Below are 20,630 nucleotides of genomic sequence, written 5' to 3'. Positions count from 1 at the left end.
CTATTCTGGTGGCGCATGACGTTGGTCCCTTCCGTGTTCAGAAACGTTGCCAGACGTTCCAGACGCAGATGAATCAACGTCATGCGCCCTGTCTACAAAAACTAAACCGGACAGCCGTGGACTTGATCCGGGCATCCACGTAGCGCCGCCTGCACAACGGAAGACGTGGATGGCCGGGTCAAGCCCGGCCATGACGACTAAAAGCGGTGAATGCGACTCACCCTATGCGGGGCGCGATGCCCGATGAAATCTATGCCGATGCGGAATTGGCGGCGCTTTACGACGCGCTGAATACCGATCGGGACGACCAGCGATTCTACTTGTCGCTTGCCGGTGCCGGACCGGCGCAGGTGCTCGATCTCGGTTGCGGGACGGGACAGTTTGCCGCCCAAGCGGCACTGGCCGGCCACGCCGTCACCGGCATCGATCCGGCTCCCGGCATGCTTGCCGTCGCCCGCCGTCGGGACGGCGGCGCCCTGGTTCGTTGGGTTGAAGCCGATGCGCGCGATTTGGAGCTTGGGCGGCACTTCGACCTGATTGTCATGTCGGGCCACGTCTTCCAGGTCTTCTTGACCGATGACGATGTCCGCGGGGTTCTTCGTTCAGCGTTGCAGCATCTCGCCCCTCAAGGACGGCTGGCGTTCGAGACCCGCAATCCGCTCGTCCGAGAGTGGGAGACGTGGACGTCCGATACCTCGCGGGAAGTGGTTCACGTCGAGCCCTGGGGCAACGTCATCGTCCATTATCAGCTCGTCTCCCATGAGGCGGACTTGATTGCCTTCGATACGCACTACGAATTTGCCGATGGCAGAACGCGCAAAGGCCGCAGCGTGCTCAGATTTCTGGCGCAGCAAGACGTCGCCCGGCACCTGACGGCGGCAGGATTCACCACCGTCCGCTGGTTCGGCGACTGGAGCGCTGTGCCGTTTCAACCGCGCTCGCCGGAGATCATCGCCGTGGCTGAACGATAGCGCCCTTCAGCAATCCCTTGCCTGACGCGCCGAGGTGGCTGGGCTAGACTCCGCCGCCATGAGCCGCAAGCCCGAAGGGACACTGCGCCGGGGTTGGACCACCGGGGCCTGCGCCACCGCCGCCGCACGAGGCGCCTATGAGGCGCTGGTTACCGGGCGGTTCCCCGACACGGTAACGATCACGCTGCCCGGCGGCGAGCGGCCGAGCTTCGCGCTCATCCGGCGACAGCGCGACTCCGATCGCGCCACCGCCGGCGTCATCAAGGATGCCGGCGACGATCCGGATGTGACCCACGGCGCCACCATCGTCAGCACCGTCGCCTGGGCCACGGCCGGCAGCGGCATCGGCTTTGCCGCCGGCGAGGGTGTGGGCATGGTGACGCTGGCCGGCCTGCCGGTGCCGCCGGGCGAGCCCGCGATCAATCCGGGCCCGCGGGCGATGCTGCGCCAGGCGATCGGCGAGGCGGCCGCGCTCTTGGGTGGTTCGACCGACGTCACCATCACCATCGCGATCCCGGGCGGCGTCGAGCTCGCCAAGAAGACAATGAACGCCAGGCTCGGCATCCAGGGCGGCCTCTCCGTCCTGGGCACGACCGGCGTGGTCATCCCCTATTCCTGCGCCTCCTGGATCCACGCCATCCACAGCGGCATCGACGTGGCTCGGGCCGCGGGGCTGACTCATCTGGCCGGCGCCACCGGCCGCAGCTCCGAGGCTGCGGTGCGGAAGCTCCATCAGCTCCCGGAGATGGCGCTCATCGACATGGGCGACTTCGCCGGCGGCATGCTCAAATATCTCCGCCGCCACCCGGTCCAGCACCTGACCATCGCCGGCGGCTTCGGCAAGCTGGTGAAGCTGGCCGCCGGCCACCTCGATCTGCATTCCGGTGCCAGCCGCGTCGACCTGGAGGCGCTCGCCCGGGATCTCCTCGGCCTCGGCGCGGCGCCGGGGCTGGCCGATCGCGCCAGGGGTGCCGCATCGGCGGGTGCCGTGCTGGAGTTGGCCGATCAAGCGGGCCTGCCCTTGGCCGAGCTCGTCGCCCGCCGGGCCCGGGAAGTGGCGCTGGCGACCTTGGCCGGCAGCACCGCGGTCGACGTCGCCATCTTCGACCGGGCCGGTCGGCTCATCGGCCATGCCCGCGCCTAAGCGTCTCCTCATCCTGGGCGGCACCGCGGAAGCCGCCGAGCTCGCCGCCGAAGCGGTCCAGCGTTTCGGCGCCGGGCTTGCCGTCATCTCCTCGCTGGCGGGGCGAACGGGACGGCCCGCCATTCCCCAGGGTGGGGTTCGCATCGGCGGCTTCGGCGGCGCCGACGGGCTTGCCCGCTATCTCAGGCAGGAGGCAATCGACCTCGTCATCGACGCAACCCATCCCTTCGCCCGGCAGATCTCGGCTAATGCGGCCGAGGCGACCGCTGCGACCGGATCCAAGCGGCTGGTGCTGGCGCGTCCTCCTTGGCCCCGGCATCCGCTCGATCGCTGGATCGAAGTCGGCGATATCGCCGCCGCCGCCAAGGTCCTGCCCAGGGTCGGCCAGCGCATTTGGCTCACCGTCGGTGCCGGCGAGCTCGACGCCTTCGCCGACATGCCCGGTATCTGGTTTCTGGTGCGGCTGGTGGAGGCACCCGCCGCGCCGCTGCCGCTCGGGCCCCATGAATTGATTCTGGGCCGCGGTCCGTTCAGCCTGCCCGCGGAGCGCGCGCTCATCCGCCGGCACCAAATCGACGCGCTGGTGGCCAAGGCCTCGGGCGGACCAGCGACCTACGCCAAGATCGAAGCGGCGCGGGAGGCGAACCTGCCGGTGGTCATGGTACGCCGGCCGCCGCCGGAGCCGGGCGAGCGGGTGGACTCGATCGCCGAGGCGATCGCCTGGATCGAGCAGGCTCTCAGCGCCGTTTCCTGAGCACATGGCTGTGCTCGGCGGCATAGAGCCGGCTGTCCTCGAAGTCGGCGCTTGCCAGCACGCGGCCCACCAGGATGAGCGCGGTGCGGGTGATGCCGGCCTGCTTCACCGAGGCACGGATGCTGGCGAGGGTGCCGCGGATGAGACGCTCATCGGGCCAGCTCACCCGGTAGGCGACCACCACCGGGCAGTCCGCGCCGTAGCCAGGGGTGAGCGCGCGCACCACCCGGGCGATATTGTTGATCGAGAGATGGATCGCCAAGGTGGCGCCCGATTGGGCCAGGCGCTCCAGCTCCTCACCCGCCGGCATCGGCGAGGCGCGCACCGCGGTCCGCGTCAAGATGATCGTTTGCGTGACGCCGGGGAGTGTGAGCTCGCATCTGAGCGCGGCGGCGGCGGCGGCGTAGGCGGTGACACCCGGGGTCACGTCATAGGGGATGGCGAGCCGGTCCAGCCGGCGCATCTGCTCAGCGATCGCGCCATAGAGCGAGGGATCGCCGGAATGGACGCGCGCCACGTCGAGCTTGGCCCGGTGCGCGGCTGCCATTTCGGCGACGATCTCGTCCAAGGTGAGCGGTGCGGTGTCGACGACCCGCGCGCCCTCAGGCGCTTCCGCCACCACCGCTTGCGGCACCAGCGAGCCGGCATAGAGCACGACCGGCGCCTTGCGGATCAGCGCCAGGCCACGCACCGTGATGAGGTCGGGTGCGCCCGGCCCGGCGCCGATGAAATGCACGGTCATGGGCGAGTACGAGCCATCGTTCTACGACGACCCCTCACCCTGGCCCTCTCCCGGTGGGAGAGGGAACACGACTCGGACTCCGGTCCCCTCTCCCCCAGGGAGGGTCGGGGAGGGGTGATCCTCACCCCTCCCAAATCCCACCCCGGAGAGAGGGCCAGGGTGAGGGGTCTCGATGCGTGCATTCGATCCGCCAGAACCCTTATCAGCGTATCCCCTTGGCGTGTAGACCCAACCGCGCCGTCCGCGTTCGAGGCGGCGGGTGGTGCTGCTGCCGATGATGACCAGGGTCAGCATGTCGACGGCGTCGGCGTTGAGATCGGCGAGGCGGATTGTTTGAACGCGCTCGCCCGCGCGCCCGAGATTGCGCGCCAGCACCACCGGCGTGTCGGGAGCGCGGTGCGCCAAGAGAATGTCGCGGGCGCGATCGAGCTGGTGCCGGCGCCGCTCCGAGCGCGGATTGTAGAGGGCCAGCACGAAGTCGCCGGACGCTGCCGCCGCCAGCCGGCGCTCGATGGCGGGCCAGGGCGTCATCAGGTCGGAGAGCGAGACGGCGGCGAAATCATGGCCGAGTGGTGCCCCCACCCGCGCGGCGGCCGCCTGCAAAGCGGAGATGCCCGGCATCACCCTGACCGCGATGCGGTTCCACTCCGGCCGGTTCTCCTGATCCAGAAGCTCGAAGACGAGAGCGGCCAAGCCATAGATGCCGGCATCGCCGGAAGACACCAGCGCCACGCGGGAGCCGGCGGCGGCCAGATCCAGCGCTTGGCGCGCCCGCTCGCTCTCGGCGCCAAGGGCACTGCGATAGTGCGGCCGACCGGCGGCCATGGGCCCGAGTAGATCGAGATAGAGGCCATAGCCGACCAGCGCCTCGGCGGCGGCCAGCGCTTCGGCCACCTCCGGCGAGCGCCAGGCCTCGCTCCCCGGGCCGATCCCGACGATGGCGAGCTCACCCCGCTTGCGCCCGACCGCACCGGCTTGGATGTCGCCGGCAGCCCGGGCCAGCGCCATGGTGCAGCGCTCGGACTTGGTCTTCTCGACGAGGAGGGCGGCGCCCGCGCCGGCGGCGGCGAGTGCTGCACCTTCGGCCACGCCATGGCAGCCGGTCTCGCGAAACACCACTTCGGATGGATTGACAAGGCGCGGGGTCATCGCTTCCAGCTCGAGGGCGGTGAAGAAGCGGGCCGGCACGCCGAGGTGCCGCGCCAGCTCCAGCACGGCAGGCTCGTCCGCCTTGAGCTCAATCGAGGCGACGCAGGCGATTGAGGCGGAGGCCAGATCCGCCGCCGTCAAACTCGTCTCCACCAGGCGCGCCAGCTCATCGGGAGAAGCATCGCGCTCGCAGCCGACACCGAGTGCCAGGCTCGGCGGGCGCAGCACGAGGCTCGCGGTGGCGCTGGCCCGGTCGCTGACCCGGATCGAAAGCGGCATTGCCGCCGCGGCGCTGCCGCCCGCAAAAGAAACGGCGGCATCGGTGAGCCAGCCGGCATCGCCCGCCTCGACGTGGAGCTCCACCGGTTCGCCCGCGAGAAGTGCCGCAGCGACCGTCTTCACGCCCTTTGCATCTTCGATGCGCCAGCCCGGCGGCGGATCCTCGAGGGCGAGGCCGAGGCCGAGCTCACCCGCGGTGGTGATCGCCGGTTCGATTCCGAGCGCATCGGCGATGCGGCGCGCGAGCCCGTTGGCGCCGTGATGGCCGCCCAGAAGCGGCACGACCGCACTCCCATCCTCGGCGACCGCGACCACCGGCGGTTCCGCGGACTTGTCCTTGAGCAAGGGTGCCAGCGCACGAATGAGGATGCCGGCCGCGCAGCAGCCGACGATCGGCGTGCCTTCGGCGAAGAGGTGGCGCAGATGCGCGCCGACATCGGCGAAGCTGGCATCGGCCGATAGGATGCGGCCGGCAAGTCCATGCACGCGGCTTCCCGGCAAGACCAGCTGCAACCGGCGCGCGAGGATGCCGCCGGCGGCGCTGAGCGCCACGAGCGCGACGGCCCGACCGGGAGGCGTCATCGCCACGCTTCGCCCCGCGCATGCACCAGCACCATGGAAAAATACGGCGCTTCGCCCACCGTCACATCGCCAAGAGCGAGGATGCGCTGGTTTTGCATGGTGGCGTGCTCGACATAGCGGCAGCGGTCGATCAGCCCCAGCCGCGACAGGACCCGACGCACCTTCTCCAGATGCCGTCCGACCTTGATGATCGCCGCAGCGTCGGTCGCGGCGAGGCGGCGCTCGAGCTCCGCCTCCGGCAGCGGCGCCGGGATGACGGTCAGCACGTCGTTGCGCGCCGCCAAGGGTGCCCCCAGCACGGCAGCCGACGCAGTCAGCGAGGAGACGCCGGGGATCACTTCGACCGGGAAGCGCTGGGCGAGCCGGCCGAAGAGATACATGAAAGAGCCGTAGAAGAACGGATCGCCCTGGCAGAGCACGGCGACGTCGCATCCGGCTTCCAGCTCGCGGCCGATCTCCAGGGCGGCATGGTCGTAGACCTCCTGGGCAGGAAAGCGCTCCGCCAGCATCGGCACGCGGATGACGATCTCGCGCTGGCCGCCGGGGAGATGGCAGGCCACGATGGCGCGCGCCAGGCTGTCGCCATCCTCGAGGGCGGGATAGACGATCACCGCTGCGGCCTGCAATCGCTTCAGCGCCTTCACGGTGATGAGATCGGGGTCGCCGGGACCGATCCCAATGCCATAGACCCGGCCGCTCACCGCTTCGAGGCCACCCATTGGGTGACCGGCATCAGCGGCCGCCAGCCGGAAAAGCCGCCGACCGGCTCGGCACGGGCGATCGCGATGCGGCTGAGCCCGCCGCCGCGGAGCGCGTGGTGGCGGAAGAGCACTGCCTCGCCCTCGACCGTCACCGCATTGGCGACGAGAGTGCCGCCCGGATTGAGGGCGGCCCAGCACGCCTCGATCAGCCCCTCTTCGGCGAGCCCGCCGCCGAGGAAGACCGCATCCGGTGCGGCCAGACCGGCGAGCGCCCCCGGCGCCGTGCCCTCGACGACCCTCAGCCGCGGCACGCCGAGCGCGCTCGCATTCTGAGCGATGCGGCTAGCACGCTCACGATCCCGCTCGATGGCGATCGCTTCCGCGGTGGGCTCCGCTCGGAGCCATTCGATCGCAATCGAGCCAGCGCCGGCACCAACGTCCCAGAGCAGGCCGCGAGGCCGCGGCGCCAAGAGGGCGAGCGTCGCCGCGCGCACCTCGCGCTTGGTGAGCTGGCCGTCATGGGCATAGGCTTCGTCGGGAAGGCCAGGGACGCGCGGCAGCCAGGCGGCACCGGGTGCCGCGCGGCAGTCGATGGCAATGGTGTTGAGATCGGCAATGTCACCATGGCGCCAATCGGCGGCACTCGCCTCCAGGCGCCGCTCCTTCGGCCCGCCTAAATGCTCCAACACGGTGATGGTGCTGGGCCCAAAGCCGTGCTCGGCCAGAAAGCGCGCGACCGCTTCAGGCGTGCCGCCATCTTCGCTGAGCGCAATCAGGCGGGCTCCCGGGCGGAGCCAGGCCGCAAGCAAGGAGAGCGGCCTACCGTGCAGCGTGACCACGTCGATCTCGGCGATCGGCCAGCTGAGCCGCGCGGCGGCGAGACTGACCGCCCCCGGTGCCGGGATCATCACCATGTCGGCGGCGTCGAAATGCCGGGCAAGCGTGACCCCGATGCCGTAGCAAAGCGGATCTCCGGAGGCGAGCACGGTGACGCGCTTGCCGGCGCGCGCCTTGATCGCCTCCACGGTGCCGGAGAGCGGGCGCTGCCAGGTCAGCCGCTCGATACCGATCCCGGGTACCAGCGCCAGATGACGCTCGCCGCCCACCAGCACTTCGGCGGAGCCCACCAGCGCGCGGGCCGACGGGCTCAAGCCGTCGAGCCCATCCTCGCCGATGCCGACCACGGAGAGCCAGGGCGTCATGACGCCGCCTTGGCGCCTAGCGCCAGCGCATTCACCGCCGCCGCCGCCATCGCACTGCCGCCGCGGCGCCCGAGGAGAGTGATGAAGCCGAGCCCGCTAGTATTCTCAGCCAGCGCCGCCTTGCTCTCCGCCGCGCCGACGAAACCGACGGGGAAACCCAGGATCAGCGCCGGCGGCGGCGCGCCGTCCGCGAGCATTTCGAGCAGATGAAACAGCGCCGTCGGCGCGTTGCCGATGGCGACCACGGATCCCGCCAGGTAGGGGCGCCAAAGCTCCACGGCGGCCGCCGATCGCGTGGTGCGGTGGCGCTGGGCCAGCTCCGGCACATGGAGGTCGCCCAAGCTCACTACCACGCGATTGCCAGCAGGGAGGTGCCTGCGGGTGACGCCCGCCGCCGTCATCTCCGCATCGCAGAGGATCGGCCGGCCGGCGGCCAAGGCCTCGCGGCCGCGCCTTGCCGCATCGGGACTGGCCCGAAGATCGGCGACGATGTCGGGCATGCCCGAGGCGTGCACCAGGCGAAGCGCCACCTCGGCCAGATCGGGCGCGAGCTTCGAGACATCCGTTTCCTGGCGCAGGATGGCGAAAGACCGCCGCATGATCTCATCGGGGTCGCGAAGATAGTCCGCTCGCCGGCACCCCCCTCCCCGACCCTCCCCCTCAAGGGGGGAGGGGGAAGGATGTTCGTGCTCATTCTTATCCCCTCCCCCCTTGAGGGGGAGGGATAGGGAGGGGGGTCTCGTACGCATCCGCATCAGCGCGCCTTGTCGTTCGGCCCGTGGTGATGGTGATGATGGTGATCATATCCATCGCCATGATGATGACCATGGCCGTTGCCATGGCGATGGAGCGCGTGGCCGGGCTCGGCATCGGTGCCGAGCCCACGCACATGGTGGTGATGGCCTTCCTGGCGGGCGCCCAGCTCGGCCTCGTAGCCGACGAGCTGCTCGCGGTATTTGCAGAGCTGGCAGTTCATGCGGTTGTCGCCGGCGAGGATCTCTTCGACCCGGTCGGCGAAGCTGTCCAGCACCAACGCGTGATCCTTGAGATAGCCCGCCTTCACGAACTCGATCTCGGGATGGCGCTCGGCCACCGCGTCGGTCTGGGAGTAGATGCGCTTGACCAGGATGCCGGTGAACAGGAAGTAGGGAAAGACGATGATGCGGCGAAAGCCCAAGCGCACCGCCCGTTCGAGCGCTTCATCGACGCGCGGATGCGCCACGCCGGAATAGGCGGTCTCGGCCCAGCCGAAGCCCATGCCTTCCCACAGCATGCGCGTGACCTTGGCGACGTTGGAGTTCGCATCGGGGTCGTTGGTGCCTCTGCCGACTACGACCAGCAGGCTGTCCTGAAGCGAGACGGCACCTTTGGCACCGGCGATGGAAGCAGCGATGCGCTCGGCCGATGCCCGCAGCAATTTCGGCTCGATCGCCAGCTCGCGCCCGAAGGCGATGCGGATGCCGGGATTGGCGGCGACGAAGCTGTTCAATTCCCAGGGGAGGTCGTTCTTGACATGGGCAGCCGCGAACAGCATGCCGGGCAGGGCCAGGATGTGCTTGGCGCCGCGGTCCACCAGCTTCTTCAAGCCTTCATGGATGATCGGCCGCGCGAATTCGAGATATCCGGTTTCGACGTCGTAATGCGGCAGGCGCTGACGAATGCCCTTGGCGACCAGCTCGAACTCTCGGATCGCATCGGGATCGCGGCTGCCATGGCCGCAAACGAAAACGGCGGTCTCATCCATGGTCACGGTCTTTCTTTCGCTTTGATTGTCGGATGGGTCATTTCGTTGACGTCCAAGATCGGGCCGGGCATGGTCCATCCATGATCGGCATCGGCGGGCACGGGGTCGAAATTCTGGGCCTCCTCCTGCTCGCGCTGGCGATCGATGCCTATGTGGGCGAGCTGCCCTTCCTCTTCCGCTATGTCCCGCATCCGGTGGTGCTGATCGGCAATACCATCGGCTGGTTCGACCGGCGCCTCAACCGCATCACACGGGGCGAGCGCGACCGCTTCTGGCGCGGCGTGGCGACGGCGGCGATCCTGACCGGTGCGGCCGTCGCCCTCGGCCTGGGGCTGCAATGGCTCTCTACCCGCAGCAAGCTCGGCCTCATCGTCGCCCTCTTCCTGATGGTGACGCTGGTGGCCCAGCGCAGCCTCTACGACCATGTCGAAGCGGTACGCCGGGCGCTTGCCGAGGATGGGTTGGCGGCGGCGCGGATCCAGGTATCGCGCATCGTCGGCCGCGATCCGAACCAGCTGGACGAGCACGGGGTGGCGCGGGCGGCGATCGAATCCTTGGCCGAGAATTTCTCCGACGGCGTGGTGGCGCCGGTCTTGTGGACGGCGGTCTTCGGGCTTCCCGGCCTCTTCCTCTACAAGACCGCAAACACGCTGGACAGCATGATCGGCCACCGCTCGCCCCGCTACGAGCATTTCGGCAAGGCGGCCGCGCGCCTGGATGACGCGCTCAACCTCGTGCCGGCGAGGCTGTCCGGCCTGATCATCGCCTCGGCCGCCCTCTTCGCTCCCGGCGCCAGACCGCTGGCGGCGCTCGCCACCATGGGGCGCGACGCCGGCAGCCACCGCTCGGTCAATGCCGGATGGCCGGAAGCGGCGATGGCGGGCGCGCTCGGGTTGGCGCTTGCCGGGCCCAGACGCTATCCGGAGCTGGTGGTGAACGATCCTTGGATCGGCGGCGGTCGGGCGCGCGCCACCCATCAGGACATTCGCCGGGCGCTCAACCTCTATGTCATCGCCTGCCTGATCGATGCGGGCCTGGTCGCGGCCCTGCTGACGGCCGCCTTGTACCTGGACTAGCGCTTTAGCGCGCACGGGCGATCTCCAGCACGCGGGCGAGATCGATCGAGGCCGCGAGATGATCGGCCAGGTGGTCGAGGATGGACTCGATGCGCGCCTCATAGGCTTCGCCCTGAAGGCGCCCGTTGCGGAGGCGCGCGAGGAAAGCCTGGCGGAACGCGTCGGCGGCGAAGATGCCGTGGAGATAGCAGCCTTCGATGAGGCCATCGTCCGAGCAGGCACCCTCCGGCCGATCGCCCAGCATGAGGGCAGGGCGCTGCCGACCCGGCCCCTCGGTCCGGCCGAGATGCATCTCATAGCCGGCGACCCAAGTCCCGGTCGCGAGATGGCGGCCCCTGGTTTCGACCAAGGTCTTCTCGGACGTGAGCACCGTCTCGACATCCAAGAGACCGAGCCCGGCCACGGTGCCCGCACTCCCCTCGATGCCGTCGGGATCGGAGACGCTCCGTCCCAGCATCTGGTAGCCCGCGCAGAGGCCAAGGATGCGGCCGCCGCGGCGATGATGCGCCAGGATGTCGATGTCCCAGCCTTCGGCGCGAAGCTGGCGAAGATCGGCGAGGGTCGCCTTGCTGCCGGGCAGCAGCACCAGCGTGGCATCCTCCGGCAAGGGCTTGCCCGGCGGCACGATCTCGACCGAAACGTCCGTCTCGCCGCGGAGCGGATCGAGATCGTCGAAATTGGCGATGCGCGCCAGCCGCGGCACCGCGACCTTGATCGGCCGCGCGACGGCGGGAGCAAGAGGGCGCTCGAGCGCCATCGCATCCTCGGCCGGAAGCAGCCCGGCCTCGGCGAACCAAGGCACGATGCCGAGGCAGGAAAGTCCGATGCGCTCGGCGATGATGGCGAGCGCCGGCTCGAAGAGGGCGGGATCGCCGCGAAACTTGTTGATGAGGTAGCCCTTGAGGCGGTAGCGCTCCGAGGCCGACAAGAGCGCATGGGTGCCGACGAGGCTGGCGATCGCGCCGCCGCGATCGATGTCGGCCACCAGGAGGACCGGCAGATCGGCGGCTTCGGCGAAGCCCATATTGGCGATGTCGGCTTCTCTCAGATTGACTTCCGCCGGGCTGCCCGCGCCTTCGACCAGGACCAGATCCGCCTCGGCGGCGAGTCGGCCGAAGCTCTCGAGCACGCGCGGCATCAGGCTCGGCTTCAGCTGGTGATAATCCAAGGCGCTGGCGCGGCCGGCGACCCGGCCCTGCACGACCACTTGCGCGCCCCGCTCGCTTTCCGGCTTCAGCAAAACGGGATTCATGTCGGCCACCGGCTTGACGCCGCAGGCCCTGGCCTGGAGCGCCTGGGCGCGGCCGATCTCGCCGCCTTCGGCCGTCACCGCGGCATTGTTCGACATGTTCTGCGGCTTGAACGGGCGCACGCTCAAGCCCATTCGCGTATAGGCGCGCGCCAAGCCCGCCACCAGCAGCGACTTGCCGATGTCCGAGCCGGTGCCCTGGATCATCAGCGCCGGCACGCGGCCGCGCCGGCGCCCGATGCGGTTATTTCGGTCCAAGCGCGGTCTTGAGACTGTCGGCTTGGGGATTGTGCACCCGGCGATCGATCAGGATCTCCCGCGGGCTCACCTTCTGCCCGTAATACATCTCGTTGTAGCTTTCCGAGGGTTTGATCACCGCGCCTTCGAGCGAAGCCCCGCCAAAGAGACCGACCGACTTCGCGTAAGCCAGGATGTCGGCGCCGGGGCTGCCGACGGTCGAAGCCGCAAGGCCGGCACCCATCGGGCCGACAGCGATGCTGACGTCGCCACCGAGCTTGACCTGAGTCGAGAGCAGAGAATTCATCCCCTTCTCAGTCACCACCACGAACAGCATCTCCTGCGACTGCACGCCGAACTGCAAGCCGATCGAGCCGGCGGCAACCGTGTAGAAGGCCGGGCTCGACCAGGTGCCGCGGGGATTTTGCGCCAAGAGCACGCCCATGCCGCCTTCGCCGCCGAGGAAGAAGCCGGCCTTGACCAGCTGCGGTATGATCAGCACGCCCCAGGCGTTCTGCACGCGCTCGCGCACCGAGCTGTAGTTCGGTTCGCTCAAGACGGCTTCGACGGCGCCCTTGGCCTTGTCGACCAGCAGCTCCGCGTCGTTGATCGCTCGCGCGGGCGAGGCGCCGAGAACCAACGCAACGAGGAGGGTCACAAGACGTATCATCGGTCTTCTCCTTCTCTAGAATTCGATCCCCGGCTGTGCCTTCACGCCGGCTTGGAACGGATGCTTGATGAGGGTCATTTCAGTAACCAGATCGGCGAGTTCAACCAGCGCGGGTTTGGCGTTGCGCCCGGTGATCACCACGTGCAAGCCCGGCGGCTTGGTCCGCAGCGTCGCCAGCACGTCGGCCAGCGGCAGATAGTCGTAGCGGAGCACGATGTTGAGCTCGTCCAGCACGATCAGACGATAGCTCGGATCGGCGATCATCGTCTTCGCCGCCGCCCAGGCGCTCTCCGCCGCGGCGATGTCGCGGGCCCGGTCCTGGGTTTCCCAGGTGAAGCCTTCGCCCATCGTGCGGAGACTCACCAGATCCGGGAAGCGCTCGAGCACCAGGCGCTCCCCGGTGCTCCACGCACCCTTGACGAACTGCACCACCCCCACCCGCATGCCGTGGCCCAAGGCGCGCATAACCAGGCCGAAGGCCGCAGTCGATTTGCCCTTGCCCTTGCCGGTATGGACGATGACGAGGCCGCGCTCCTCGGTCTTGGTCGCCAGCAGTTTCTCCCGAAACGCCTTGCGCTTGGCCATCTTGAAGGCGTGGCGGCGATTGAGCTCGGCCTCTTCCTCGGCGTTCATGCCGCCACTTCCCCGGCCCGATCCCGCGGCCCCCGCGTAAGCTCGCCTAGCTCGACATGCACGCGGTTGCCGCGGGGACGCCAGAGGCCGCGCGCCTCCGCCTCGGCCAGCCGCGAGGCGATGTCGGCGAGCGCATCGGGATTGGCCAGAGCAAGGAAAGAGCGAACCTTATCGTCGGCGAGGTAGGCCTCGTAGACGAGATCGAAGTGGTGCGGCCGCACCGCGCCGGTGGTGGCGGCGAAGGCGAAGAGGTAGTCGACCGTGGCCGCGATCTCGGCTGCGCCCTTGTAGCCGTGGCGCATCACGCCCTCGATCCACTTCGGATTGACCGCACGGCCGCGGACGATGCGGGCGATCTCTTCCTCGAGGGTGCGAATCTGCGGCGTCTCCGGCCGGGCGTGATCGTTGTGGTAGATCGCCGGCCGCCGGCCGGCGAGATGGGTGACGGCGGCGGCGAGCCCGCCTTCGAACTGGTAATAGTCGTCGCTGTCCAGGAGATCATGCTCACGGTTGTCCTGGTTGTGCAGGACCGCGTCCACCTGGGCGAGCCGCGCCTCGAAGCGGTCGCGGGCGGCGATCCCGCCCGCACCGGCGCCATAGGCCCAGCCGCCCCAGGCGAGGTAGCTCTCGGCCAGATCGCCTTGCGTCTGCCAGCCGCCCTCGTCGATCAGCGCCTGCAGCCCGGCGCCGTAGGCTCCCGGCATCGAGCCGAACACCCGCCAGCTCGCCCGCCGGCGCGCCTCCTCCCGCGTGAGGCCGCCTTCCGCCAGCCGCACTTCGTCCTCGGCGACTTGCCGGGCCAGCGGATTGTCGGATTCCGGTTCGGTAAGTGCCGCGACGGCGCGGACGGCGGAGTCGACGAGATCGATGAGGCCGGGGAAGGCGTCGCGAAACAGACCGGAGACGCGCAAGGTCACATCGACGCGCGGCCGGCCGAGAACGCCAACCGGCAGGATCTCGAATCCGGTCACCCGCCGCGAGGCCTGATCCCAGGTCGGACGCGCGCCGATGAGCGCGAGGGCCTGCGCGATGTCATCGCCGCCGGTGCGCATATTGGCGGTGCCCCAGGCCGAAAGGGCGACGCGCTTGGGATAGGAGCCATGCTCCTGGGCGTGGCGCTCGAGCAGAAGACTCGCCGACTTCCAGCCCAAGAGCCACGCCGCCGGAGTCGGCACCGCGCGGGTGTCGACGGAATAGAAGTTGCGGCCGGTGGGCAGCACCTCCGGGCGGCCGCGGGTGGGGGCACCCGAGGGTCCCGGCGGCACGAAGCCGCCGTCGAGACCGCGCAGCAGCCCTTCGAGCTCGGCGGCGCCCGAGCGCATGACCGCCGGGCGAAGCACGGTCTCGACCGTCGCCAGCACGGCGCGGGTCCGTTGCCAGTCGGCGGCGGGTGTAGACCGTCCGACGACAAGCTCATGGGCCAGATGCTCCAGACGCTCGACCGTATCGCCCGCGATCCGCCAGGGGCCGCCGTCGTCGAGGCAGGCCGGATGCGGCCCCGTCCAGGCGAGGCTGAGATCGGCGGCCAGTGGATCGAAGCCGAGGGCGAGATCCTCGGCGAGCGCGCGGATCAGCGAGGCATCGCCCGCTCCCGACCCTCGCGGTGCTCGCGCCAGCGCCACCAGGAGATTGCTCAGGAGCCCGCCCTCGGGCGCGCGGCCGAAGACATGCAGGCCGTCGCGGATCTGCAGCTCCTTCAGCTCGCAGAGATGGCGATCGAGAAGCTGCAAAGCCTCGGCCTCGGGCATGGTGGCGGCGATGCCGCAATCGCCGGCGAGGCCGCTTTGCTGGCTGAGATCGCGGATCTGGCGCGACAGCGGCTGCAGACGCCGGGGATCGAGGGAAGCGGCTTCGTAGTACTCGTCGATGAGGCCCTCGAGCTCGGCCAAGGCGCCGTAGCTGCCGGCCCGGGTCAAGGGCGGCGTCAGATGATCGATGATGACCGCCTGGGCGCGGCGCTTGGCTTGCGTCCCCTCGCCCGGATCATTGACGATGAAGGGATAGAGATGCGGCAGCGCGCCAAGCGCCGCTTCCGGCCAGCAGGAGCCGGAAAGCGCCACCGATTTGCCCGGCAGCCATTCGAGGTTTCCGTGCTTGCCCAGATGCACCAGCGCATGCGCATCGAAGCTGTGACGCAGCCAGGCATAGAAGGCGAGATAGCCATGGGGCGGCACCAGGGCCGGATCGTGGTAGCTGCCGGCAGGATCGATGTTGTAGCCGCGCGCCGGCTGCACGCCGACGACGACGTTGCCGAGATCCAAAATCGGCAGGGCGAAGCCGGTCTTGCGGAAGAACGGATCGGCTTCGGGCGCCCCCCAGCGATCCAAGACCGCGCGCTTGAGCTCGGGCGTCAGACCCTGCAGAAACGCGAGGTAACGTTTGAGCGGCAGCATGATCGCCGCCGGCCTTTGAGCCGAGCCGGCCGCATTGGTCGGCCCGGCCAGCAACCGCTCGATCAGCGCCCTGCCGTCGGCGGGCCGGCGCTGGACGCGGTAGCCGGCGTCCTCGAGGGCGGCCAGCACCACCGTGGTCGATTGCGGCGTATCGAGTCCGACGCCGTTGCCGATGCGGGCATCGCGGTTGGGGTAGTTGGCGAGCACCACGGCGATGCGGCGCTCGGCCGGCGCCGTCCGCTTGAGGCGGACCCAGGCGGCGGCCAGCGTCGCCACGAAGCGGACGCGATCGGCGACCGCCGCGTATTCCACGATCTCGGCTTGGGTCAGATCGCAGCGCCGGGGCGGCGCCTTGAAGGAGACCGCACCGGCCAGAATACGGCCATCGACCTCGGGGAGGGCGACGTTCATGGCGATGTCGGCGGGCGAGAGACCGCGGGTCTCGGTGCGCCAGGCGGCCTCGCTCGAACCGGAGAGGACCACCTGCAGGACCGGGCAATCCGCCTCGGCGAACGGCCCGGGGTGATGGACGCCGCCCGGATCGGAGACGGCGAAGCCGGTGGCGTTCAGCACGATAGCGGGCGGCACCTGCTGGATGAGGTGGCGGAGCATGGTGGCCGACTGCCGGTCCTTGAGCGAGGCGACGAAGATCGGCAGCGGGTTGAGGCCCGCCGCCGCCAGCCTATCGAGGAGCGCGTCGATGGCGGCGAGGTTTCCGGCCTGCACCAAGGCCCGGTAGAAGACCAGTGCGGCGACCGGCGCCTGGTCCTGCCACTGGCCGCGAAGGACGGCAAGATCGGGCGCCGCCAAGCCCGGCCAGTAGAGACCGGCGCGCATGAGCGGGATCGGCTCGCGCCAGGGCAGCTCCCCGCCGATGAGCGAGGCGGCATAGAGGAGCCAGGCCTTGGCATTGGCGAGGCCGCCCTCGATGCCGTAGCGCCAGAGGCGCTCTGCGGCATCGAGAGGCAGGGTCGACAATTCCGCCAGGTCCGGATCGGCCCGGTCGTCTCCGGGGAGTAATGCCAGTTTTATGCCGCGCTGGCGGCAAATAGCGGCGATGCGTTCGACGCCGTAAGGCCAATAGCCGCGGCCGCCCAACAGCCGGACGACGACCAGCCGCGCGTGCTGCACGATCTTGTCGACATAGAGATCGACCGAGAGGTTGTGCCGGAGGCGCATGAGATTGGCGAGCCGGAGCGAGGGCAGACTCTGCTCCGGGCCCAGCAAGCGGGCTGCCGCGGCGAGGCAGGCGATCTCGCTGTCGGCGGCGGAGAGAAAGACGATCTCGCCCGGGCTCTGGGCGAGATCGACCGCGGCAGCACCGCTATCGATCTGGCCGGGCTCGGTTGCCAAGAGGTGCATGGCTAGGCCCTGCCTCGAGTAGAAACGCCCCGACGCCGCGCTCCCAGAATACACTTCGTCATGCCCGGGCTTGTCCCGGGCATCCACGTCTTCGGCGGTGCAGCGGTGCCACGTGGATGCCCGGGACAAGCCCGGGCATGACGACTTAAATAATTTGCAAATGCCGACATCAGGGGCGTCGCCATCAGCCGCGGATCTGCCGGGCGATGGCGTCGCGGTCGAGGCCCTTGAGGCCGATCACCACCAGCTCGCCCACGCGGGGCTCGCCCGCATGCCAGGGACGATCGAAGTAGCCCTGGAAGCGCATGCCCACCCCTTGCAGCACATGCCGGAGATCCTTGCCGGGAACGGCGAGAAAGCCCTTCACCCGGAGGATGTCGTGGGCGGCAACCGCTGCGCGCAGCCGGGATTCCAAGGCCGGGAGATCGTCGATCGGCGGCAGGCCGACGACGAAGCTCTCGAAATCCTCGTGGTCGTGCTCGCCTTCGAGGTCGTGATGCGAAGGACGCGATGCCAGATCGTCCTCGGCGGCGGCATCGAGACCGAGGAGGTACCGCGCGCTGAGCGCGCCATGGGCCGCCTCCAGGATCTTGACGCAGGGGCCGACCGCGGCGGCGACCTGCGCGCGCACCCGAGCGAGCGCGGCCGCCTCGATGAGGTCCGTCTTGTTCAGCACCACCACATCGGCGGCGCGCAGCTGATCCTCGAACACCTCTTCCAAGGGGTTGTCGTGATCGAGTGCGGGATCCTCCGCCCGCTGCTTGGCCAAGGCCGCGGGGTCGCTGGCAAACCGCCCGGCGGCGACGGCGGCGGCATCGATCACCGCCACCACCCCGTCGACCGTGGTCCGGCTCTTCACCTCGGGCCAGTTGAAGGCCTGGATGAGCGGCTTCGGCAAGGCCAGGCCGGAGGTCTCGATCACGATGTGATCGGGCGGATCCGCGCGCTCGATGAGCTTGGCCATCGTCGGCAGGAAATCGTCGGCGACGGTGCAGCAGATGCAGCCATTCGCCAGCTCGACGATGTCGTCGTCCTCGCAGCCGGCGAGCCCGCAGCCCAAGAGCAGCTCGCGGTCGATGCCGAGCTCGCCGAATTCGTTGATGACGAAGGCGAGCCGCCTGCCCTCGGATGTCGCGATGAGATTGCGGATGAGGCTGGTCTTGCCGGCGCCGAGAAAGCCGGTGACGATGGTGGTGGGCAGACGCGGCTTCATCGATTGGCTCCGGCGGTCACGGCCGCCTCCTTGAGGATGACGGGCAGACCGGCCACCACCAGCACCACCCGATCGGCTGCCGCCGCCAGGCGCTGGTTGGCGAGGCCGGCCAGATCGCGGAATTCGCGGGCGAGCTTGTTCTCCGGCACGATCCCCTGGCCGACCTCGTTGGTGATGAGAATGATCGGCCCGGCAAGCCCGGCCAGGGTCTGCAACAAGGCCGCGGTGGCGGCGGCGACGTCGCGGCCGGCACCCATGAGGTTGGAGAGCCAGAGAGTGAGGCAGTCGACGATGACGGGCCCACCCGAGCGGCCATGGCGGGCGAGTGCGGCCGGAAGGCCGAGCGGCTCCTCGACGGTCTTCCAGGCCGAATCGCGACGGGCGCGATGGCGGCGGATGCGCTCGGCCATCTCCTCGTCGCCCGCCTCGGCGGTGGCGATGTAGGTGATCCGGCCCCCGGCCGCCATCTCGAGGGCCAAGCCCTCGGCATAGGCGCTCTTGCCCGAGCGGGCGCCGCCCAGAACCAGCGTGAGTTTCGGTGCCGATCGCCGGCCAAGGGAGCCGACGGCAGACGCGTCAGTCATGGGTACCATCCTCCACCCGAGGACCAAGTCCCGAAGGGCGCCGTCGCGGAGGTCTCCTGGCTCGGGGTCCCAGATCGCCCATCGACCTTCCCAGCCCGTCTCACGGACCAGTGGTCTTGAGCGATGCGCGATCTCGCCCGTTACAGTTGCGGGGGCAGCGCCGGCCTGGCGGACGAACCGCGTCACCGAACTTCCCTGTCGCGACAGCACGGCAAAGCTAGCATGGCCGGCGGCGGACGCGCCAGCTTCGCCGGCCCCTGCGGCCGCAGGCCCATGCCGACCGCAGAGATCAGCCGACGAAGGCCACCGCCTCGATCTCCACCAGCATCTCCGGTTCGGCCAGCCGCGCCTCGACCGTGGTGCGCGCCGGCGGGTCCCTGGGGAAGATTTTCCGGAATTCTTCGTTCATCTGGCTGAAGTAGCGCATGTCGGCGAGGTAGACGTTGCATTTCAGCACATCGGCCGGCGTGGCCCCGCCCTTCGCCAGAATCGAGACGACATTGGCCAAGGTCTGGCGGGTCTGGGCGCGAATATCACCCAAGCCGACGAGCTTACCCGATGCATCCCAAGCGATCTGTCCGGCAGTGAAGACGAAGCCGCCGGCTTTGGTGCCGGGCGAATAGGGATAGCTCGGCCGTGGCTGGAAGCTGAGATTCTCGGGAATCAAGGTTTGCTTCGGCATCGATACCTTTCCTTCTGGTCTGGCCTGCGCATAGGCTCGGGGGACCGGTCATAGTGTCAGGGGTCAAAGCGGATGGACATGGCGGGCTTGCGGGCGCAGGCGCATCAGGTGCTGAGCGAGGCGACCATCGCCGAGCTGCCCAAGCACTACCGGGGCAAGGTCAGGGACAATTACGATCTGCCGGACGGGCGACGAATCATCATCGCCACCGACCGCTTGAGCGCCTTCGACCGGGCGCTCGCCGTCATTCCCTTCAAGGGCCAGGTGCTGACCCAGATGGCGCGCTTCTGGTTCGAGGCCACGGCCGATCTCTGCCCGAACCATGTCCTCGATTATCCCGACCCCAATGTGGTGGTGGGAAGACGGCTCGCCATCCTGCCGGTGGAGATCGTGGTTCGCGACTACCTCGCCGGCACCACCGCTACCTCGATCCTGACCATGTACAAGGCGGGCCTGCGGGAGATGTACGGGATCCGCCTCGCCGACGGCATGCGACCCAACCAGAAGCTGCCGCGGCCGATCATCACCCCCACCACCAAGGCCGCCGATGGCGGCCATGACGAGCCCTTGACCGAAGCGGCGATCCTCGGTCGCGGGCTGATGACGAAGACCCAGTGGCAAAGCGTGTCCGCCTACGCGCTGGCGCTCTTCGCCCTGGGACAGGAGGTCGCGGCCAAACGCGGGCTCATCCTGGCGGACACCAAATACGAGTTCGGCCTCGATCCCGATGGCAAGATCGTGCTCGCCGACGAGATCCACACCTCCGACAGCAGCCGCTACTGGTTCGAGACCAGTTACCAACGCCGCTTCGATCGGGGTGAGCGGCCGGAGAGCTTCGATAAGGACTTCGTGCGCAATTGGGTGGTCCAGCGCTGCGATCCCTACAAGGACCCCATTCCGGAGATCCCGGCCGAGATCATCTTCGAAACTGCAGAGGTCTATGTGCGCGCCTTCGAGACCATCACCGGCCGAGAATTCGTGCCGCCGGATACGACCGAGAAGCCGCTTGAGCGGATTCGCCGGAACCTAGCGCGGTATTTCTGACCGAAACTACCCGCAAACTCGAGTCGTCATTGCCGGGCTTGTCCCGGCAATCCACGTCATCCGTTGTGCAAGCGGCGCCACGTGGATGCGCGGGTCAAGATCCTATGAGGGTGTGGATGGCGGCCTGATGCGCTAGCAAAGGGTTGTCGAACACACTTTGCAAGGAGGGATCGATGACCTGCAATCAAGCGTCCCGTCGCTCGACCGCCATCCGCAGCG

Annotated in this window: 18 protein-coding genes and 1 riboswitch; of the genes, 5 read left to right on the top strand and 13 right to left on the bottom strand. The window is 68.9% G+C overall.

From position 1 onward, the window contains the following. The first annotated feature begins 236 nt into the window (after window positions 1–236). The 3 genes from HY058_20160 to HY058_20150 are packed head-to-tail and all read left to right on the top strand — an operon-like array spanning window position 237 to window position 2,869. Window positions 237–971 carry a class I SAM-dependent methyltransferase gene (locus tag HY058_20160; GenBank protein MBI3499616.1) on the top strand — a complete coding sequence of 245 codons (735 nt, stop codon included), beginning with the start codon at window positions 237–239 and terminating at the stop codon, window positions 969–971. Between the two features lie 58 nt (window positions 972–1,029). Next, on the top strand, window positions 1,030–2,115 hold the full coding sequence (locus tag HY058_20155; protein ID MBI3499615.1) for a cobalt-precorrin-5B (C(1))-methyltransferase: 1,086 nt from the start codon (window positions 1,030–1,032) through the stop codon (window positions 2,113–2,115). After that, window positions 2,102–2,869: a cobalt-precorrin-6A reductase gene (locus HY058_20150; GenBank protein MBI3499614.1), complete on the top strand. Its 768-nt coding sequence runs from the start codon at window positions 2,102–2,104 to the stop codon at window positions 2,867–2,869. Before HY058_20155 ends, HY058_20150 begins: the two co-directional genes overlap by 14 nt. On the opposite strand, the gene cobM is transcribed toward HY058_20150, so the two are convergent. From cobM to HY058_20120, 6 genes are read right to left on the bottom strand one after another with little or no spacing between them, the layout of a single operon-like run. Beyond that, window positions 2,853–3,611 (bottom strand): precorrin-4 C(11)-methyltransferase, encoded by a 759-nt coding sequence (gene cobM / locus HY058_20145; protein ID MBI3499613.1) that lies wholly within the window; start codon window positions 3,609–3,611, stop codon window positions 2,853–2,855. The two genes, HY058_20150 and cobM, sit on opposite strands and share 17 nt — an antisense overlap. A 21-nt stretch (window positions 3,612–3,632) precedes the next feature. After that, entirely contained in the window at window positions 3,633–5,621 is a 1,989-nt protein-coding gene (gene cobJ / locus HY058_20140) for a precorrin-3B C(17)-methyltransferase (GenBank protein MBI3499612.1), read from the bottom strand. After that, window positions 5,618–6,340, bottom strand: coding sequence for a precorrin-2 C(20)-methyltransferase (gene cobI, locus HY058_20135; GenBank protein ID MBI3499611.1), 723 nt, complete (start codon window positions 6,338–6,340; stop codon window positions 5,618–5,620). Before cobI ends, cobJ begins: the two co-directional genes overlap by 4 nt. Continuing rightward, window positions 6,319–7,524 (bottom strand): precorrin-6y C5,15-methyltransferase (decarboxylating) subunit CbiE, encoded by a 1,206-nt coding sequence (gene cbiE / locus HY058_20130; protein MBI3499610.1) that lies wholly within the window; start codon window positions 7,522–7,524, stop codon window positions 6,319–6,321. Before cbiE ends, cobI begins: the two co-directional genes overlap by 22 nt. Continuing rightward, a complete protein-coding gene (locus HY058_20125; GenBank protein ID MBI3499609.1) occupies window positions 7,521–8,273 on the bottom strand; it encodes a precorrin-8X methylmutase in 753 nt (250 codons plus the stop codon). Before HY058_20125 ends, cbiE begins: the two co-directional genes overlap by 4 nt. 5 nt (window positions 8,274–8,278) lie before the next feature. Continuing rightward, entirely contained in the window at window positions 8,279–9,268 is a 990-nt protein-coding gene (locus tag HY058_20120) for a sirohydrochlorin chelatase (GenBank protein MBI3499608.1), read from the bottom strand. A gap of 80 nt (window positions 9,269–9,348) precedes the next feature. On the opposite strand from HY058_20120, the gene cobD reads away from it, so the two are divergent. Continuing rightward, window positions 9,349–10,344: a cobalamin biosynthesis protein CobD gene (gene cobD, locus HY058_20115; protein ID MBI3499607.1), complete on the top strand. Its 996-nt coding sequence runs from the start codon at window positions 9,349–9,351 to the stop codon at window positions 10,342–10,344. 4 nt (window positions 10,345–10,348) lie between these two features. On the opposite strand, the gene HY058_20110 is transcribed toward cobD, so the two are convergent. From HY058_20110 to HY058_20080, 7 genes are all read right to left on the bottom strand, one after another. Next, window positions 10,349–11,800: a cobyric acid synthase gene (locus tag HY058_20110; protein MBI3499606.1), complete on the bottom strand. Its 1,452-nt coding sequence runs from the start codon at window positions 11,798–11,800 to the stop codon at window positions 10,349–10,351. A 37-nt stretch (window positions 11,801–11,837) separates the two neighbouring features. Next, a complete protein-coding gene (locus HY058_20105; GenBank protein ID MBI3499605.1) occupies window positions 11,838–12,500 on the bottom strand; it encodes a lipid-binding SYLF domain-containing protein in 663 nt (220 codons plus the stop codon). A gap of 15 nt (window positions 12,501–12,515) precedes the next feature. After that, window positions 12,516–13,133 carry a cob(I)yrinic acid a,c-diamide adenosyltransferase gene (gene cobO, locus HY058_20100; GenBank protein MBI3499604.1) on the bottom strand — a complete coding sequence of 206 codons (618 nt, stop codon included), beginning with the start codon at window positions 13,131–13,133 and terminating at the stop codon, window positions 12,516–12,518. Next, on the bottom strand, window positions 13,130–16,888 hold the full coding sequence (cobN, locus tag HY058_20095; GenBank protein MBI3499603.1) for a cobaltochelatase subunit CobN: 3,759 nt from the start codon (window positions 16,886–16,888) through the stop codon (window positions 13,130–13,132). The genes cobO and cobN overlap by 4 nt, the downstream gene beginning before the upstream one ends. A gap of 184 nt (window positions 16,889–17,072) precedes the next feature. Then, window positions 17,073–18,101, bottom strand: a complete 1,029-nt coding sequence (gene cobW, locus HY058_20090; protein ID MBI3499602.1) for a cobalamin biosynthesis protein CobW — start codon at window positions 18,099–18,101, stop codon at window positions 17,073–17,075. Further along, window positions 18,098–18,685 (bottom strand): bifunctional adenosylcobinamide kinase/adenosylcobinamide-phosphate guanylyltransferase, encoded by a 588-nt coding sequence (gene cobU, locus HY058_20085; protein MBI3499601.1) that lies wholly within the window; start codon window positions 18,683–18,685, stop codon window positions 18,098–18,100. The genes cobW and cobU overlap by 4 nt, the downstream gene beginning before the upstream one ends. A gap of 49 nt (window positions 18,686–18,734) precedes the next feature. Continuing rightward, window positions 18,735–18,884: riboswitch (cobalamin riboswitch) on the bottom strand. A gap of 90 nt (window positions 18,885–18,974) precedes the next feature. Beyond that, window positions 18,975–19,367: a RidA family protein gene (locus HY058_20080; protein ID MBI3499600.1), complete on the bottom strand. Its 393-nt coding sequence runs from the start codon at window positions 19,365–19,367 to the stop codon at window positions 18,975–18,977. A 72-nt stretch (window positions 19,368–19,439) separates the two neighbouring features. Here HY058_20080 and HY058_20075 point away from each other — a divergent pair, with 72 nt between their 5' ends. Then, on the top strand, window positions 19,440–20,411 hold the full coding sequence (locus HY058_20075) for a phosphoribosylaminoimidazolesuccinocarboxamide synthase (protein MBI3499599.1): 972 nt from the start codon (window positions 19,440–19,442) through the stop codon (window positions 20,409–20,411). Window positions 20,412–20,630 lie beyond the last annotated feature (219 nt).

This window comes from Pseudomonadota bacterium (assembly GCA_016195085.1).
Lineage (GTDB): Bacteria > Pseudomonadota > Alphaproteobacteria > SHVZ01 > SHVZ01 > JACQAG01.
Note: the sequence above shows the minus strand (reverse complement) of the source record. Positions and strands in the feature narration are given on the sequence as shown.

Bases quoted from the DNA above. Each gene is read 5' to 3' on its own strand.
- HY058_20160 (MBI3499616.1), top strand. From the start codon at position 237: ATGCCCGATGAAATCTATGCCGATGCGGAATTGGCGGCGCTTTACGAC.
- HY058_20155 (MBI3499615.1), top strand. From the start codon at position 1,030: ATGAGCCGCAAGCCCGAAGGGACACTGCGCCGGGGTTGGACCACCGGG.
- HY058_20150 (MBI3499614.1), top strand. From the start codon at position 2,102: ATGCCCGCGCCTAAGCGTCTCCTCATCCTGGGCGGCACCGCGGAAGCC.
- cobM (MBI3499613.1), bottom strand. From the start codon at position 3,611: ATGACCGTGCATTTCATCGGCGCCGGGCCGGGCGCACCCGACCTCATC.
- cobJ (MBI3499612.1), bottom strand. From the start codon at position 5,621: ATGACGCCTCCCGGTCGGGCCGTCGCGCTCGTGGCGCTCAGCGCCGCC.
- cobI (MBI3499611.1), bottom strand. From the start codon at position 6,340: ATGGGTGGCCTCGAAGCGGTGAGCGGCCGGGTCTATGGCATTGGGATC.
- cbiE (MBI3499610.1), bottom strand. From the start codon at position 7,524: ATGACGCCCTGGCTCTCCGTGGTCGGCATCGGCGAGGATGGGCTCGAC.
- HY058_20125 (MBI3499609.1), bottom strand. From the start codon at position 8,273: ATGCGTACGAGACCCCCCTCCCTATCCCTCCCCCTCAAGGGGGGAGGG.
- HY058_20120 (MBI3499608.1), bottom strand. From the start codon at position 9,268: ATGGATGAGACCGCCGTTTTCGTTTGCGGCCATGGCAGCCGCGATCCC.
- cobD (MBI3499607.1), top strand. From the start codon at position 9,349: ATGATCGGCATCGGCGGGCACGGGGTCGAAATTCTGGGCCTCCTCCTG.
- HY058_20110 (MBI3499606.1), bottom strand. From the start codon at position 11,800: ATGATCCAGGGCACCGGCTCGGACATCGGCAAGTCGCTGCTGGTGGCG.
- HY058_20105 (MBI3499605.1), bottom strand. From the start codon at position 12,500: ATGATACGTCTTGTGACCCTCCTCGTTGCGTTGGTTCTCGGCGCCTCG.
- cobO (MBI3499604.1), bottom strand. From the start codon at position 13,133: ATGAACGCCGAGGAAGAGGCCGAGCTCAATCGCCGCCACGCCTTCAAG.
- cobN (MBI3499603.1), bottom strand. From the start codon at position 16,888: ATGCACCTCTTGGCAACCGAGCCCGGCCAGATCGATAGCGGTGCTGCC.
- cobW (MBI3499602.1), bottom strand. From the start codon at position 18,101: ATGAAGCCGCGTCTGCCCACCACCATCGTCACCGGCTTTCTCGGCGCC.
- cobU (MBI3499601.1), bottom strand. From the start codon at position 18,685: ATGACTGACGCGTCTGCCGTCGGCTCCCTTGGCCGGCGATCGGCACCG.
- HY058_20080 (MBI3499600.1), bottom strand. From the start codon at position 19,367: ATGCCGAAGCAAACCTTGATTCCCGAGAATCTCAGCTTCCAGCCACGG.
- HY058_20075 (MBI3499599.1), top strand. From the start codon at position 19,440: ATGGACATGGCGGGCTTGCGGGCGCAGGCGCATCAGGTGCTGAGCGAG.